The 14,047-nt window shown below is 44.2% G+C and carries 15 protein-coding genes; all 15 read right to left on the minus strand.

Features of this window, described 5'->3' with window-relative positions; all coding sequences use genetic code 11:
• Positions 1 to 130: 130 nt before the first annotated feature.
• The 15 genes from IE039_RS00930 to IE039_RS01000 all read right to left on the minus strand — a co-directional run bounded on the left by IE039_RS00930 (position 131) and on the right by IE039_RS01000 (position 13,920).
• A complete protein-coding gene (locus IE039_RS00930; protein ID WP_029509132.1) occupies positions 131 to 796 on the minus strand; it encodes a DivIVA domain-containing protein in 666 nt (221 codons plus the stop codon).
• Positions 797 to 830: 34 nt separating this feature from the next.
• On the minus strand, positions 831 to 1,622 hold the full coding sequence (locus IE039_RS00935) for a YlmH family RNA-binding protein (protein WP_010004374.1): 792 nt from the start codon (positions 1,620 to 1,622) through the stop codon (positions 831 to 833).
• A gap of 1 nt (position 1,623) precedes the next feature.
• Positions 1,624 to 1,887: a YggT family protein gene (locus IE039_RS00940; protein WP_010001958.1), complete on the minus strand. Its 264-nt coding sequence runs from the start codon at positions 1,885 to 1,887 to the stop codon at positions 1,624 to 1,626.
• A gap of 3 nt (positions 1,888 to 1,890) precedes the next feature.
• Positions 1,891 to 2,361 (minus strand): cell division protein SepF, encoded by a 471-nt coding sequence (locus IE039_RS00945; RefSeq protein ID WP_189428567.1) that lies wholly within the window; start codon positions 2,359 to 2,361, stop codon positions 1,891 to 1,893.
• Between the two features lie 111 nt (positions 2,362 to 2,472).
• On the minus strand, positions 2,473 to 3,774 hold the full coding sequence (gene ftsZ / locus IE039_RS00950) for a cell division protein FtsZ (protein WP_189428568.1): 1,302 nt from the start codon (positions 3,772 to 3,774) through the stop codon (positions 2,473 to 2,475).
• Between the two features lie 20 nt (positions 3,775 to 3,794).
• On the minus strand, positions 3,795 to 5,147 hold the full coding sequence (ftsA, locus tag IE039_RS00955; protein ID WP_189428569.1) for a cell division protein FtsA: 1,353 nt from the start codon (positions 5,145 to 5,147) through the stop codon (positions 3,795 to 3,797).
• A gap of 84 nt (positions 5,148 to 5,231) precedes the next feature.
• Positions 5,232 to 5,969, minus strand: coding sequence for a cell division protein FtsQ/DivIB (locus tag IE039_RS00960; protein ID WP_189428570.1), 738 nt, complete (start codon positions 5,967 to 5,969; stop codon positions 5,232 to 5,234).
• Between the two features lie 25 nt (positions 5,970 to 5,994).
• Complete coding sequence (murG, locus tag IE039_RS00965) at positions 5,995 to 7,104, minus strand: undecaprenyldiphospho-muramoylpentapeptide beta-N-acetylglucosaminyltransferase (protein ID WP_010004170.1); 1,110 nt, start codon at positions 7,102 to 7,104, stop codon at positions 5,995 to 5,997.
• A 1-nt stretch (position 7,105) separates the two neighbouring features.
• Positions 7,106 to 8,452 carry a UDP-N-acetylmuramoyl-L-alanine--D-glutamate ligase gene (murD, locus tag IE039_RS00970; protein WP_010004171.1) on the minus strand — a complete coding sequence of 449 codons (1,347 nt, stop codon included), beginning with the start codon at positions 8,450 to 8,452 and terminating at the stop codon, positions 7,106 to 7,108.
• Positions 8,453 to 8,503: 51 nt separating this feature from the next.
• A complete protein-coding gene (gene mraY, locus IE039_RS00975; protein WP_019041048.1) occupies positions 8,504 to 9,466 on the minus strand; it encodes a phospho-N-acetylmuramoyl-pentapeptide-transferase in 963 nt (320 codons plus the stop codon).
• Between the two features lie 10 nt (positions 9,467 to 9,476).
• The gene (locus IE039_RS00980; RefSeq protein ID WP_189428581.1) at positions 9,477 to 11,657 is read right to left on the minus strand and encodes a PASTA domain-containing penicillin-binding protein; all 2,181 of its coding nucleotides are present in this window, start codon (positions 11,655 to 11,657) and stop codon (positions 9,477 to 9,479) included.
• 2 nt (positions 11,658 to 11,659) lie between these two features.
• Entirely contained in the window at positions 11,660 to 12,016 is a 357-nt protein-coding gene (locus tag IE039_RS00985; protein ID WP_010003518.1) for a cell division protein FtsL, read from the minus strand.
• Positions 12,017 to 12,032: 16 nt separating this feature from the next.
• Complete coding sequence (rsmH, locus tag IE039_RS00990; RefSeq protein WP_010003520.1) at positions 12,033 to 12,974, minus strand: 16S rRNA (cytosine(1402)-N(4))-methyltransferase RsmH; 942 nt, start codon at positions 12,972 to 12,974, stop codon at positions 12,033 to 12,035.
• Positions 12,975 to 12,992: 18 nt separating this feature from the next.
• Positions 12,993 to 13,424 carry a division/cell wall cluster transcriptional repressor MraZ gene (mraZ, locus tag IE039_RS00995; protein ID WP_010001972.1) on the minus strand — a complete coding sequence of 144 codons (432 nt, stop codon included), beginning with the start codon at positions 13,422 to 13,424 and terminating at the stop codon, positions 12,993 to 12,995.
• Between the two features lie 154 nt (positions 13,425 to 13,578).
• Positions 13,579 to 13,920, minus strand: a complete 342-nt coding sequence (locus tag IE039_RS01000) for a hypothetical protein (RefSeq protein ID WP_010003522.1) — start codon at positions 13,918 to 13,920, stop codon at positions 13,579 to 13,581.
• Positions 13,921 to 14,047 lie beyond the last annotated feature (127 nt).

Raw genomic sequence — 14,047 nt, forward strand, 5'->3', positions numbered from 1 at the left:
CGTTTGAACTTACTATTTGTTCAGTCCAACAAACTCAATAACTGATCTGAAAGGTTACAGGGACGGTCATCTCCAACCACCATGACTCGCTTGACGTATGTTAACCAATCTTTCTGTGTTACGCTTTTTATTAATTATGATCTGGCGTTTCCGCTTCGGGAAACACGACAACTGGCCCTTGTTCAGATTCAGCGACTACTGCTTCCGCAATCACTTCTTCTTCAACAACATCATCAACTGATGCTGCTTCAACAGTCACTTGCCCAACGCGGTGAGCTGTCGCTTCACCCATTGGTAAACGATGAACAGCTTCCGCTAAATCACCATTTTCTAATAGTGTACGCTGTTGTGCCAATAATTTCAAGAAGGAATCTTTGAAACTTTCCACTTCGGCACGCAATAGGTTTTGTTCAGCGACCAAGGCAGCATTTTCTTCTGCAAGATATGTCGCTTCTGCTGCAGCCTTTGTCCGTGCATCGCTAATAATCTTTGTCGCAGATTCTTGTGCATGCATCAATTGCTTTTTAACTTCAGCATCAGCATCTTGCTTTAAGCGATCAGCGGCCTCTTGGGCAACAAAAATTGATTGGTTAACTTGTTCGCGCTTAGCTTCTAATTCATCCACGCGAACTTGTAGTTGTGCATTTTCATGCACTAAGCGGTCACGATCTGCAATGAGTGCTTCGTAATCACTGTTGATTTGATCCAAAAAGGCATCAACTTCAGAGGCAACATACGCACGTGAGCCCTTTTTAGTAAATTCATGATTTAAAATTTCATCTGGTGTTAATCCCATCATCGTCTCCTTTTAAACAAAACGCTTTGCCATGTTATCGATGAATAATATGAAAAAGTGCTTTAATTTTATCTTTTTTACTGTAGCCATCCAGGATAGCCAGCTTTACCCGACCGTACTTGCGGACGGAAATCAGATCACCAACTTCAACAGTGTGATCAGGTTTAGCCTGTGTCACCCAATTCAAACGCACTTGTTGTTGTGTGATCAACGTTTTCGCTAAGCTTCTTGAGATATCAAATGTTGCTGCAATAACCGCATCTAACCGTAACGATGGCAGTAACGTAAAGGTTTCTTCCCAATCATCCTGCGCTGTGATCGCCTGTGTCAACGGTAACACTGTCCAAGTGATTTTCACCCGACCAATCATCGTCACAGTTTGCTGAATATAGGTCAGCATTTTACTGTCGACAATGATTTGCCACCGTTGGTCCTGTCCAAGAATATCACCCACGACTGCTCGTTTAATGCCGGCATGCATCAACGCCCCCAAAATGGCTGCGTGATGTAATTCAGTAAACTTTGTTGGATAATTAATTTCCAATACCGCTAATTCAAACGCTGTCTGATCAATCTCATAAACTGCTGGCGCAATGATTGCCCGTTGGCTTTCAGCGCCCGACACACCACCATCAAAATGGCTGGTTAAATCATCAGCTCGGTTAACCAGCGTTGTCAGAATGTACTGTTCTCTTGGGTTTAAAAATGGTGTGAGAATTGTACGATATTCATCTTCACTTTGCCGAATCCAATCACTCGCAATTTGAATAAACGGTGCTTCTTCTGGTCGGAAATGCTGCGTAATAGCTGTTGTTGCTTCTGCCATATTAGACGAACAATAACACAAGATGTGTCAAGCCACTGACGGCAAAATTCAAAGCCAAAATAGCGATAATTGGTGACAAATCTAGCACACCAGCGATTGGCGGAATGAAACGGAATAAGTTCAAATACGGTACAACGATTCGTGCAAGCCACTGGCCAACACGAGATTGTTGCGCACCTGGCAGCCATGTCATCAAGATGTAAATAATAATTGCATACTCGTAGTAACGTGCAATTCGAATAACCCAACTTAAAATTTCAAGCATGGCTTAGTACCGCGTGTTGGGTTCCAAATTATCAGTTAATGTCCCTGAAATTTCAAATGTATCAGGAGTTACTAAAAAGATGGATTGTCCAATACGTTCAATTTCACCATTAACGGCGTAAACTGCGCCACCCAAGAAATCCAGGATGCGCTTCGCTTGCGCTTCGTCAATTTGTGTGAAATTAACAATGACGGCTTCACCACCCAAAATTTGAGAGGCAATGGCCCGTGAATCAGAATAAACTTTTGGTTCAAACAAAGCAATTTTGCTATTGGCATTGTTTGGATCTGTCGTCATTGGTTGTGCAGCTTGTGGGCCTTGACGTTGAAAGTAAGTGTTTTGTTGTGGGTTTGCTTGTACAGGCTGTTGGTAGGCTTGTTGGGGCTTTTCTTGATAACCCGTGCCATATCTTTTTTCATATACATCGTCTTCTTCATTACTGAAGAGCCGTTTTAGTGTCTCGCCTAATGCCATGGTTTCTCCTTAACCGCGTTTGTTGGTGCTCTATTATGGTCAACATCATTGCGCTATCACATCGCAATAGTTTATCACATAATCGTTGTCTTGCCAACGAACACGCCTTTATTAACGTTTCTTAAAGAATGGTGGTTGTTCGTCTTCATCTTCAGTATTTGAAAAGTCGACTGGTGCTTGATTTGACGTTGGCGTATTAAAAACATCAAATGTTTGCTTTTGAACGCCATCAAATCGTTCGTCTTCAGCAAAGGCATCCTTTGACGCCCCACTCATGTTCCAGTCAGCGAATGGATCATTTTGTGTTGGCGTTGGGTGCGCTTGCACATTATCTGCCACCAGCTTTTCAAATACAGAATTTGTTGCTGCAGCTTGTGCTGCGTCAGTAGACGGTGTGCCAAATAGGTTAGCTGGCTTTGCCTTTTGCGTTGGTTGCTTTGGCGCTGCTTCGCTGGCGCTTTTTTGCAAACCAGTCGCAATCACCGTCACGCGAATTGAATCGCCAAGGTTTTCGTCAATTGACGTTCCGAAGATAACGTTGACTTCACGACCAGCTTCTTGGGCAATCACTTCTGAAGCTGTTTGTGCTTCAAACAATGACATATCCAAGCCACCAGTAATGTTCAACAAGACATCTTCGGCACCTGACATATCCACTTCAAGCAATGGTGATGAGATGGCTTGCTTTGTCGCATCCGCGGCACGTGTTTCACCACTTGCTTGACCGACACCCATCAAGGCAGGACCGGCATCTTGCATCACAGTCTTCACATCAGCAAAGTCCAAGTTGATAAAGCCTGGGTTTGTAATCAATTCAGAAATACCACGAACACCTTGAGCAACCACTTCATCGACCACCTTAAAGGCTTCTGACAAAGGCGTGCGCAAATCGATACGATCCTTCAAACGTTCGTTGGTAATCACAATCAATGAATCAACTGATTCTGACAAGGCTTGCAAACCTTCCGCAGCAAAACGACCACGCTTTGGGCCTTCCCACTTAAATGGTCGCGTTACCACGGCCACTGTCAAAGCGCCTTGTTCCTTGGCAATACGAGCCACAACGGGGGCAGCACCGTTACCAGTACCACCACCCATGCCGGCTGTAATGACAACCATGTCGGCACCAGCAAGGGCTGAGGCAATGTCTTCAGCTGATTCTTCGGCCGCTTTTGTCCCACGTTCGGGATTTGAACCGGCCCCCAAACCACCTGTCAACTTTGGGCCAATTTGAATTTTAATGTCAGCCTTTGACTTATCTAAAGCTTGCACATCCGTGTTAGCCACGATAAATTCAACGCCATTGACACCTTCTTCGATCATATGGTTAACAGCATTTGATCCACCGCCACCAACACCGATAACTTTAATGATTGCGCCAGCTTCTTGGGCGTCATCAATTGAAAAATCCATGAGTTGTCTCCTTAACTATGTTAATCTTCGCTAAATAAATTTTTGATTGATTGTGTCAAACGGCCAAAGAACCCTTTTTTGGGTGGCACATCTTCACGACCATATTGGTAATGGTCAAATGGCTTGGCGTTTGCATCGGTTGTCTCAACGTTTGTCTGTGGCGTCATTGAAATTGTCGCATCAGATTGCACGTAGGCTGTGTTGTCGTGTTGGGCCATAATCACTTGCTTGATGACTTGTTGCGTCATACTTTCACGCGAAGCAAACATGGCATAAGCCATGGCGCGCGTGTATGAAGGATGGCGCAAACCGATTTGATCGGGTACAAACAAGCGAACATTCTCACCAAGAATGGTTTTCGCAAAGTCAACCATTCGAGGGAGTGCGGCATTGCCACCGGTTAAGACAAAACCACCTGGCATATTCAGTCCGTTAACGGCCTGTAATGGTTCAAAGGCACGTGTGAAAATTTGTTCTAAACGAGCTGCAATAATTTCTGACAAATATTTTTCAGAGATTGTTTGTGGTTGACTTTCACCAACCACATCGATCAAGAATGTTTGGTCATCACGCGTTTGAGTTGGGTCAGCAAACCCATAATCGCGCTTAATACGTTCAGCATTTGCATATGATGTGCCCAAAACAGTCGAAATATCCTTTGTGACGTTGTCACCACCTTCCAAATCAACTGTATTAAACTTAAGCTTCCGATCATGAATGATAGACGTTGTTGTCTGACCACCACCCAAATCGATTAATACTGTGCCAAAGTCTTGTTCACCGTCATTTAAAATACTGGTCCCGATTGCCAACGGGGCTAACACGAATTCACGCAATGAAACGCCGGCTTTTTGAATGGCAATTCTTGTGTTATCTAAAATTTTACTTGGTCCAATATAGGCTGTGCCGCGCATCTCAAGCCGCACACCAATCATTTCATGTGGGTCTTTGATGCCATCAAAACCATCCACGCTAAATTCATCAACAATCACATCGATGACGTCACGATCAGCTGGTAAGTTATTTGACAAAGCTTGTTGTGTCACATGTTGTACATCGTCATAGGTAATGCGTTTATTTTGATTGGCAATGGATACTAAACCATCCACATGAATCATTTCGATTTGGTTAGCTGGGATACCCGCGACAACCTCATTAATTTGAATGTTTGCTTTTTCTTGCGCTTGATCGATGGCTTCGCGAATTGCACTGGCCGTCGCATCAATATCAACGATTACGCCTTTACGTAAACCACGTGATGGTGCAGTACCCGCACCAATCACATTAAACTGGTTGCCAGTTGTCTGTGCAATCACAACTTTAATTGATGTGGTACCAATATCTAAACCAACCGTCACGCCTGCGTTATTCATGCGTTGTGCCCCTTTACAAAATTATTTTTTATAAAATATACCTAATAGTAATAATAGCATAAAATAGGTATCTTACGCCACCGATTATGGCGTTTGTGTCGTTTTCTCAGCCGCGTTTTTTTGCGGTTTATCCTGGGTCACCCCATACGCATGTGAGTAGGCCCCAAACTGCAAATCAACAATCCCTTTTTCAGGCATTTGGGCTGCAATGCCAGGATAATAACTAATCTTTTGACCAAACGTTTTGCTGGTCGCATACACTGTATTGCCATCATCCATAATAATTACCAAACAATGCGCATTGTCTTTATTAGGTGACAGCGTAATTTGACTGATATTTTGACGTAAGGTCAACTCCAGTCCAACAAACCCTTGGACAACTTGTTGTAATTCTGATTGCGATTTAAACCCTGCATAAACTGGTGCATCCCCTTTTGGTGCAGCAACTTTTTGTTGCCGTCCATTACGATCCATCACCAGCCACTGCCCATTTTGATACACATAACCAGCCGTAACTTTTTCAATTACTTTAATGGTCACATGCTGGCCGTTAACCGTGACTTGCGCTGCATCAACAGCTGGATTCTTTTGCAAAATACGTTGCACAATAAAATTGGTTTGCCCAGTCACACGCCAAAGCGGTGTGTTTTTCTTAATATTGGCATCTGCTTCAATTGCCGTTGCTGGAATAGTCGCTGATTGTACGGTGACAGTCTGAACAACTCGCCATGGTTGTAGCAACACAATCAAACTGATGATGACCAACACAAAGATTACCAAGTTCAGCCAAAATTGACGCGGTATCGTTTTTTTTAATCGCATGTTGTTTGTTGCATCAGTCAAAATATCAATCTTTCTTTTCTGAAATTGCTGACAAAAGCAGCTGATACAAGCGATCGCCAGCATCTGGCATGCAAACCTTTGTGGCTTGTGCGGCCATCTTATCGCTCGTGGTCGTGTCTAATAATAATTGATCTGCTGCGGCAATAAGTGTCTGACCATTGAGTTCTGGTTCAGGAATAATTAGTGCTGCACCAGCATCGACTAAGCTTTTGGCATTCTTAGTTTGATGGTCGCCTGTGACGTGTAAGCTTGGGACCAAAATAGAAGGAATGCCCAACGCTGTAATTTCAGCAATTGATGTTGCCCCTGCGCGTGACACAATCGCTGTTGTTTGTGCCAAAACTTCTGGCATGTTATCAATATATGGCACAATGCGAATATTATCAGCTGCTGAAACACCTTGCGCTTGCAATAAGTTAATGACGTTATCATAGCGCTTGGGCCCAGTAACAATCACAATTTGATAAGGCCGCGTATTCAACTCATTCATCGCTTCGATAACCGCTAAGTTAATGGCTGGGGCACCTTGTGAGCCACCAAAAATCAACAATGTTGGCTTATCATCTCGCAAGCCCAAAGTTTGCCAAGAAAAAGTTGACTTCAATTGTGCAACTTGTTGCGCACGTGGATTACCGACTAAAGTCACTTTATCTGTGGGAAATTGGTCTTTTGCGACACTAAAAGCGACCCCAATCTTGGTTGCCCCACGTGCCAAAAATTTATTGGTCACGCCAGCGACTGAATTTTGTTCATGAATCACAGTTGGAATATGCAGCCGTTGGGCCGCATAAACAACAGCACCGGCCACATACCCCCCTGTGCCAACCACAACATCTGGTTTGAACTCTTTAATAATCTTTTTTGACTGCTTTACTGCTTTCAAGAATAGCCGCACAGTTTGAATATTGTCCAGTGATAATGAGCGCCTGAATCCTTGAACGGCCAATTGCTTAAACGCCATACCAGTTGGTGGGACAATATTGGCTTCGACCCCCCGTTCTGACCCAACATATAAAAATTCTGCATCCGGATCATGTTGCTTAATCACTTCTGCTAATGCTAAAGCTGGATAAATGTGGCCACCTGTGCCACCACCTGATAAAATTACACGCATATTATCGCCCCAAAACTTTCTTTAATTCACTTACAAATGCCTCACCGCGGATTTCAAAGTTATCATACTGATCCCAACTTGCTGCGGCCGGTGATAATAAGACCACATCGCCGGCTTGCGCCAAGGTGACAGCAAGTCTGGCCGCGGCGGCGACATCATCAACCGTTTGAACGGGTAGACCAGCCGCTTGGGCAACAGCAACAACCTTTTGTTGCGTTTCACCAAAGGCCACCACAGTTTTAACATGGGTCATATTTGGCAACAAACGTGTTAAGTCATCACCTCGATCTAGACCACCAGCCAACCAAATTGTGGGTTGGTCAAAACTATCCAACGCCGTTTGCGTCGCCTCAATATCTGTCGCTTTGGAATCATTGTAATACATTACTGCTTGGTCGGTAAACAAATATTCTAATCGATGCGCCACACCGCCAAATGACGCAAGCACTTGGCGAATTGCCTCATTTTCTACGCCGGTAAGTTTGGCTACTGTGACGGCAGCTAAGATATTTTCAAGATTATGTGGCCCAACCAGTTTAATGGCAGTCAGCGGCATCACAACTTGATCATCAATCACTAAATTGCCCGCTGTCGCTGCCACACGGTGACCCGATTGTGTCCGTGAAAAGGGTACCACTTGCGCAGCTGTATCTGCAGTAAACTGCGCTGTGTCTGGGCTATCAGCATTCAGCACCAACGTTTGCGCCGACGTTTGATTTTGTGTCAATTGAAACTTTGCTGCGACATACTGTTCACGTGTACCATGATAATCCAAATGATTAGCAAAAATATTGGTGATTAAGGCAATATCTGGTTGGATATCCGGCACACCCATTAATTGAAAACTTGATAATTCTAATAGCAAGGTATCATCAGCAGTTAATGCAGGTACCACTTCGCTCACTGGTGTTCCGATATTGCCGGCCGTCGTTACCCGTTGACCATCTGCTAATAACATGTCACGAATAAGTGACGTGGTAGTGGTCTTCCCATTTGAACCAGTAACAGCAATCAGACGGCCTTCAAACGAACTTAATGCGACTGCTACCTCGGTTAGTACAGGAATATCAAGAGCCATGGCACGTTGTACCAAAGCTGTGTCATAAGGAATACCAGGATTTTTGATCAAGTAATCAAATGATGCGTCCAGAGGTGTCGCCTCATCATGATTAATGAAAGTCACACCAGCAGCTTGTAACTGGTTAAAGGTGTCGTCTGGTGCAAAATCGCCACCATTCACAACCGTCACTCGAGCACCCAGCGCCACAAGACGTTGGGCTGCTGCTTTACCAGAGCGCGCCCAACCAAATACCATCACTTTTTTATTGTTGAATGCTTGTGCCTTCATATTCTCCTGCTCCTTATTTTTTATGTACGTAGGCTAAATTGCCTACCTGTATTAATTCATGTAAAAGATGCCCGCAACTGCTAAGATCGCTGACACAATCCAAAATAGGGTGTCGATTTGCCATTCACTCCAACCAAACTTTTCAAATGAATGATGAATTGGGGCCATGGGGAAAATCCGCTTATGCCAGTAATGGTACCCGACCGTTTGAATAATGACGGATAATGTCTCAATCACAAAAATCAAACCGAACCAAACCAATGAGAATGGAATCCCCAATAAAATTGATTCCATGGCTAATCCAGCTCCTAATGCCAGCGAACCAGTATCGCCCATAAAAATTTTCGCCTTTGGCTTATTGAAAATTAAGAAACCAAGGAGCGCACCGATAACCGCAAAGTTAAAGATGACAATCGTTTGCTGATGCATGTTATTGGCAATGACCGCATAGGCCGCATAAACGACGATACTCGTTCCGGCAAGCAACCCATCCAGGCCGTCCGTCAAATTTGTAGCGTTTGACCAACCCACCAGCCAGAACCACAAAAAGATAAAGTAAAAGATACCCAAGTGCAGCGTACCAAGGAGCGGGACATACAACGTAAATGGCACGCCCATCGCCCACATCATGATCATAATCACAACGGCACTAATAGTTTGCGCCGCTAACTTTGGCTTAAAAGCAAAGCCTTCATCGGCACGTCGCACCATTTTCAAAGCATCGTCAATTCCACCAATCACCGCATAGGCGAGTAAAGCCATGACCGGTAATGACATGGCTGCCAAACCGGCAAACCCGGCTGTGGCACCTGCCCCAATCAAAGCACTCAACGCGGCAGCCGCGACAAACAATGCGCCACCCATACTTGGGGTACCAGCTTTGGCTTGATGATCCGGTCCTAAACGTCGAATCACGGCCTGTTCCTTAGATTGTTTTAAGAACTTAATTACCATCGGCATGAAAATTACCGTGACAATGAACGCTCGGGCTAAAGCCCATAAATTATCTGACATTTGCTCTCTCCTACTGCTTCTCTTTTAATGTGATGGCCACTTGACTGGTATTGACAACCAATTGGTCTTTGGCAATACTTTGACTCGTGACATAACCATAACCCGTCCAACTGAGTTTAAAGCCTGCTGCATCAGCAAATGCTTGCGCATCAGTCAAACTCCAACCGGTCATATCAGGTAAATGGGTATTGCCTTTGGCCTTCAAAATAACAAGCTGATTGGTCAGTGACTTTTGCTCTGGTAACAACGACTGTGCCGTAATGTTACCAGTTGACCCAACCACCGCCGTTCTAAAGCCTGCTTGTGTCATTGTGTCGGTCGCATCTTGAATGGATTGCCCCACCACATTAGGCACCGTTTGTTTGGTTGTTTTTGATTTTACCGCACTATCACTACTATTTAAAGCTTGCAGCATCAAAGGTTGAAAAACTTTGTTCATCGTGATTTGAATCGTGGGATCTGGGAAAACCTTTGGTTGCTGAACGGCCAAATAGAAAATATATTTTGGATTTTTTTCCGGTGCTAAGACCATCACCGAATGAATCGCGTTATTCAACCCTTGCAGGTATTGCCCACCTTGTGAAATCTGGGCCGTTCCAGTCTTAGCCGCAATTTGATAGCCATATTTGCGCAAGTCAAATTCTTTGGCAGTCCCTGTTTTTTGATTGACAACATCAATCATGTACTTACGGACTTGTTTCGCCGTACTAGCTTTGATGGGACGCGCAACTTCGACCGTTTTGCCTTGTTCAACAACGGCACCGGTCGCTGGATTGACCACTTTATCCACAAAGTATGGTTTGATTTCCTTACCATCATTGGCGATAGCGGAATAGGCTTGTAACATTTGCAACGGTGTCACACTAATCCCTTGACCATACGCCGTGTTGGCTTGGTCAATGGGATAATCAAATGAAATATTACCTGCTGACTCATTACTTAGCCCTGAATGTGTAGACTGCAAAAAGCGGAACTTTTCCAGATATTGGCGCCAAGTCGTTGCGCCTAACTTCTGCTCAACTTTGGCAAAGGCCACGTTTGAAGAACGCCAGAACCCCTCTCGATACGTTAGCACCCCTTGATTTTGACCAAAAGCATCGACCACTTTTTTGCCATCAATCAACAGTGTTCCTGATTGATAAGTGTCATCTGGCTGCCACTTACCTGTATCAATGGCGGCCGCCAGCGTGATGCCTTTCATCGTTGAACCAGGTTCAAATGGCCCTTGGTCTAATAGATTAGTCCAAAGCTTTGGGCTATCGTTTTTATCATTGGGATTAAAATTAGGCCGTTGGGTAGCTGCGACAATCCGACCCGTTTTTGCTTCCATCAACACCCCAACCGCTGACTCAGCTTTCGTCGTGGCAAACAGATCATCCATCCGTGTTTCTAATGTGTTTTGCAAATTATTATCTAACGTGAGATACACATCATTCCCATTTTGAACGGTTTGACTGCCCTTGGTGTTTTCTTTTTGGCCATCATACTGCTTAATGCCATTTTTACCCGCTAAAGTACTATTTTCAGCGGCTTCAATACCCATCAAACCTGACTGCACCATTTGGCCCGTTTGGGTATCCTGATTACTTTTCGTCATGCCGATTAAATGTGAGGCTGTGCTATCTTCAGGATAACTACGTGCCGCATGCGGCGTGAAGTTAATCCCTGGCAAATTCATTGCCTTAATTTTTTCATATTGGGCAATCGACAAATTTTTACTAGCTTGGCCTTTTGTTGAGATAAATTCAACTTGGTAAGCTTTCTTTTCCAGACGCTTCAAAATTTCTGATTTGCTCATGTCAATGACTTGGCTTAACTTTTCAGCTGTCAGTTCCGGATCTTCAACGTGACCGGAACCCGCCACGTACTTGCCAGTCTTGGGGTCTTTGGTGCGTAATACTTTTTTGTCTAACACGGCATACATATCATAAACCGTTGTATTTTCAGCCAAGACATTACCCGACGCATCAAAAATGCGACCGCGGTTGGCTGGCACAATTTGTTTCGCCATAAAGGCTTGTCTGGTCGCATCGTTGAGGTTATGGCCGTCTACAGAACCACTTGCAATAATAAAAAGACGTATCCCGAGTCCGAGTGTCACAAGTATCATTGCCCCCAACAATACACCACCAAAAATTTTGGCGTTCTGTGTGACTCTTCTATTCGGTATACGTCTCACGTTTTTTTTCATCATTATTGGTTAACATTTCTAACGTTGCTATCTGATAATGTCATATCATACTTTTTAGCAACCTCGTCTAAGTTCTTTTTGCTTGTCTTACTTTGAATGTCACTACGTAACGCATCATTCGCCTGTTTTGTTTCATCAATTTGCGTTTGCATGACTTGCGTGTTCGTACGCGCCGCATTAGCTTGCATACTTGAAAAGACAACGCCCACCATCAAAATCATTACCACGGCAGACACAAAAGCCACCATCATCCGTTCTTTCCTTGTCCAACGTGCAGGCTTGTATTTAATCCGTGTTTTAGGTTGTGATAGCGGTATAGCTTCCGCAGTCGTGGTATATTGATATGCATTTTGTGCCATATGCAGCTCCTAAATCTTATTGTCGTGCGATACCACGTAACTTGGCTGATTCTGACCGGTGATTGTCGGCCATCTCATCTTGACTAGGTAGTATTGGCTTGCGAGTTAACAATGTGTAATCGGCTTCAAACTGCCCTGGCAAAACGGGTAAGCCAGCAGGTAATTCGGGCGCGGTTGTCTTTTCACGAAACATTTGTTTAACGAGACGATCTTCTAACGATTGGAAGGTAATCACGCTAATGCGGCCATCGGGGGCCAATAAATCAATCGCTTGTGTCAAAGAATCTTCCAACGCACCTAATTCATCATTGACGGCAATGCGTAATGCTTGGAACGTACGTTTGGCCGGATGACCACCCTTACGTCGTGCTGGTGCTGGAATCGCTTCTTTGATAATGTCCACTAATTCAAACGTTGTATTGATTGGTCCGTTTTCCCGATGCTGCTCGATTTTACGTGCAATTTGCTTTGGGAAACGATCTTCGCCGTAACGGCTGAGAATACGTAATAAATCATTGAAAGGCCAGTCATTAACAATTGTTTTCGCCGTTAATGTTTGACGTTGATCCATCCGCATATCTAATTCAGCATCGTAATTATAGCTAAAGCCCCGTTGCCCATCATCAAATTGCACAGAACTCACGCCAAGATCATAAACAATGCCGTCAACGGCTGTGACACCACGTTCTGCTAATGCTGACTTGAACGTTCGGAAATTTTGATGAATTAAGACCAGCTTACCGGCCGCAATTTCATCAGCATACTGTTTGGTGTTGTATTGAATCGCGGTGTCATCTTGATCAAAGCTATACAGCGTCCCAGTCGTTAACTGCTTTAGGATTTCACCTGTATGACCACCACCACCTAGTGTGGCATCCACGTAAAGACCGTCAGGTTTAATCTCAAGTAAGGCAACTGCCTCATGGAGGAGTACTGTGACATGTTCAAATTCTGACATTAAAACCTTCCTTTTCAACTAGAAGTCAAAATCAACTAGTCCTTCTGCAATCTCATCAAAGTTATCCGCCGTCGCTGATGTATAGGCTTGCCAACGTGCTGCTTGCCAGATTTCAAATGAATCACCGGAGCCGGTCACGATGACATCTTTTTCCAAACCAGCATATTCTCGCAAATTGGCCGGTACAATAATACGCCCTTGCTTATCAATTTCCGCTTCCATGGCACCAGCCAAAACAAAGCGTTTAAATTGGCGCGCTTCTTTTTTCCCTAAAGGGAGTTCATTTAATTGTGTTTCTAATTTTTCCCAGATAGGCATTGGCATGGCACGTAATGCGTGTTCCATCCAACGGGTGACAACAAACTTGTCGCCTAACTGATGACGAAATTTTGCCGGTATTATGAGTCGCCCTTTTGCATCGAGCGTATGTGAATATTCGCCCATGAACATAAGGACCACCCCCATTAAAAAATCTATACTATTAATTTACCACATTTACCCACTTCCCTCCACCTTATTCCCATTTTGTCACAATTTAGTAAATTTATGACACAAAAAAAGTACGACTATCCCTTGATAGTCGTACTTTCTGTCAAAGTGGGTGTCAGTGGGAGATAAACCCAAAAATGGTCACAATCATTAACAAAAATGCTGCAAATAGCCCACTCCAGACCCAAAATCGTCGCCAAAATAACCAAAGTGACCAGCGGTTACGTAACAAATACCAGGACAACACAATTCCAATGACACACCACCCCATCAGCATCCAGGCCCACCAACTCACACCAAAGCGTTCACCCATGGCAAAGTGCAGGCACAACCAAAGCGGGATGACTGCAAGATCTAACAGGCTAAACTGAAATTTGCCAACATGAAATTTACGATTAACCGTCAATGCGATAACCAAGATTATCACCGCGCCAACCGACCAAAACCACCATTGCATATCACTACCTCTATGTTCCTCATCTAAAACCAGAATACCGAAACTCCCCCAAAAAGGCAAGCCGCGGTCGTTTGTGAATTGCACCGCATGAAGAGATTATGTTAAACTAAATGGGAATAACTTTACG

This window comes from Leuconostoc lactis KCTC 3528 = DSM 20202 (assembly GCF_014651235.1).
GTDB lineage: Bacteria > Bacillota > Bacilli > Lactobacillales > Lactobacillaceae > Leuconostoc > Leuconostoc lactis.

Excerpts from the sequence above, each read along its gene's own strand:
- IE039_RS00930 (WP_029509132.1), bottom strand. The coding sequence starts at position 796 with ATGGGATTAACACCAGATGAAATTTTAAATCATGAATTTACTAAAAAG.
- IE039_RS00935 (WP_010004374.1), bottom strand. The coding sequence starts at position 1,622 with ATGGCAGAAGCAACAACAGCTATTACGCAGCATTTCCGACCAGAAGAA.
- IE039_RS00940 (WP_010001958.1), bottom strand. The coding sequence starts at position 1,887 with ATGCTTGAAATTTTAAGTTGGGTTATTCGAATTGCACGTTACTACGAG.
- IE039_RS00945 (WP_189428567.1), bottom strand. The coding sequence starts at position 2,361 with ATGGCATTAGGCGAGACACTAAAACGGCTCTTCAGTAATGAAGAAGAC.
- ftsZ (WP_189428568.1), bottom strand. The coding sequence starts at position 3,774 with ATGGATTTTTCAATTGATGACGCCCAAGAAGCTGGCGCAATCATTAAA.
- ftsA (WP_189428569.1), bottom strand. The coding sequence starts at position 5,147 with ATGAATAACGCAGGCGTGACGGTTGGTTTAGATATTGGTACCACATCA.
- IE039_RS00960 (WP_189428570.1), bottom strand. The coding sequence starts at position 5,969 with ATGCGATTAAAAAAAACGATACCGCGTCAATTTTGGCTGAACTTGGTA.
- murG (WP_010004170.1), bottom strand. The coding sequence starts at position 7,104 with ATGCGTGTAATTTTATCAGGTGGTGGCACAGGTGGCCACATTTATCCA.
- murD (WP_010004171.1), bottom strand. The coding sequence starts at position 8,452 with ATGAAGGCACAAGCATTCAACAATAAAAAAGTGATGGTATTTGGTTGG.
- mraY (WP_019041048.1), bottom strand. The coding sequence starts at position 9,466 with ATGTCAGATAATTTATGGGCTTTAGCCCGAGCGTTCATTGTCACGGTA.
- IE039_RS00980 (WP_189428581.1), bottom strand. The coding sequence starts at position 11,657 with ATGAAAAAAAACGTGAGACGTATACCGAATAGAAGAGTCACACAGAAC.
- IE039_RS00985 (WP_010003518.1), bottom strand. The coding sequence starts at position 12,016 with ATGGCACAAAATGCATATCAATATACCACGACTGCGGAAGCTATACCG.
- rsmH (WP_010003520.1), bottom strand. The coding sequence starts at position 12,974 with ATGTCAGAATTTGAACATGTCACAGTACTCCTCCATGAGGCAGTTGCC.
- mraZ (WP_010001972.1), bottom strand. The coding sequence starts at position 13,424 with ATGTTCATGGGCGAATATTCACATACGCTCGATGCAAAAGGGCGACTC.
- IE039_RS01000 (WP_010003522.1), bottom strand. The coding sequence starts at position 13,920 with ATGCAATGGTGGTTTTGGTCGGTTGGCGCGGTGATAATCTTGGTTATC.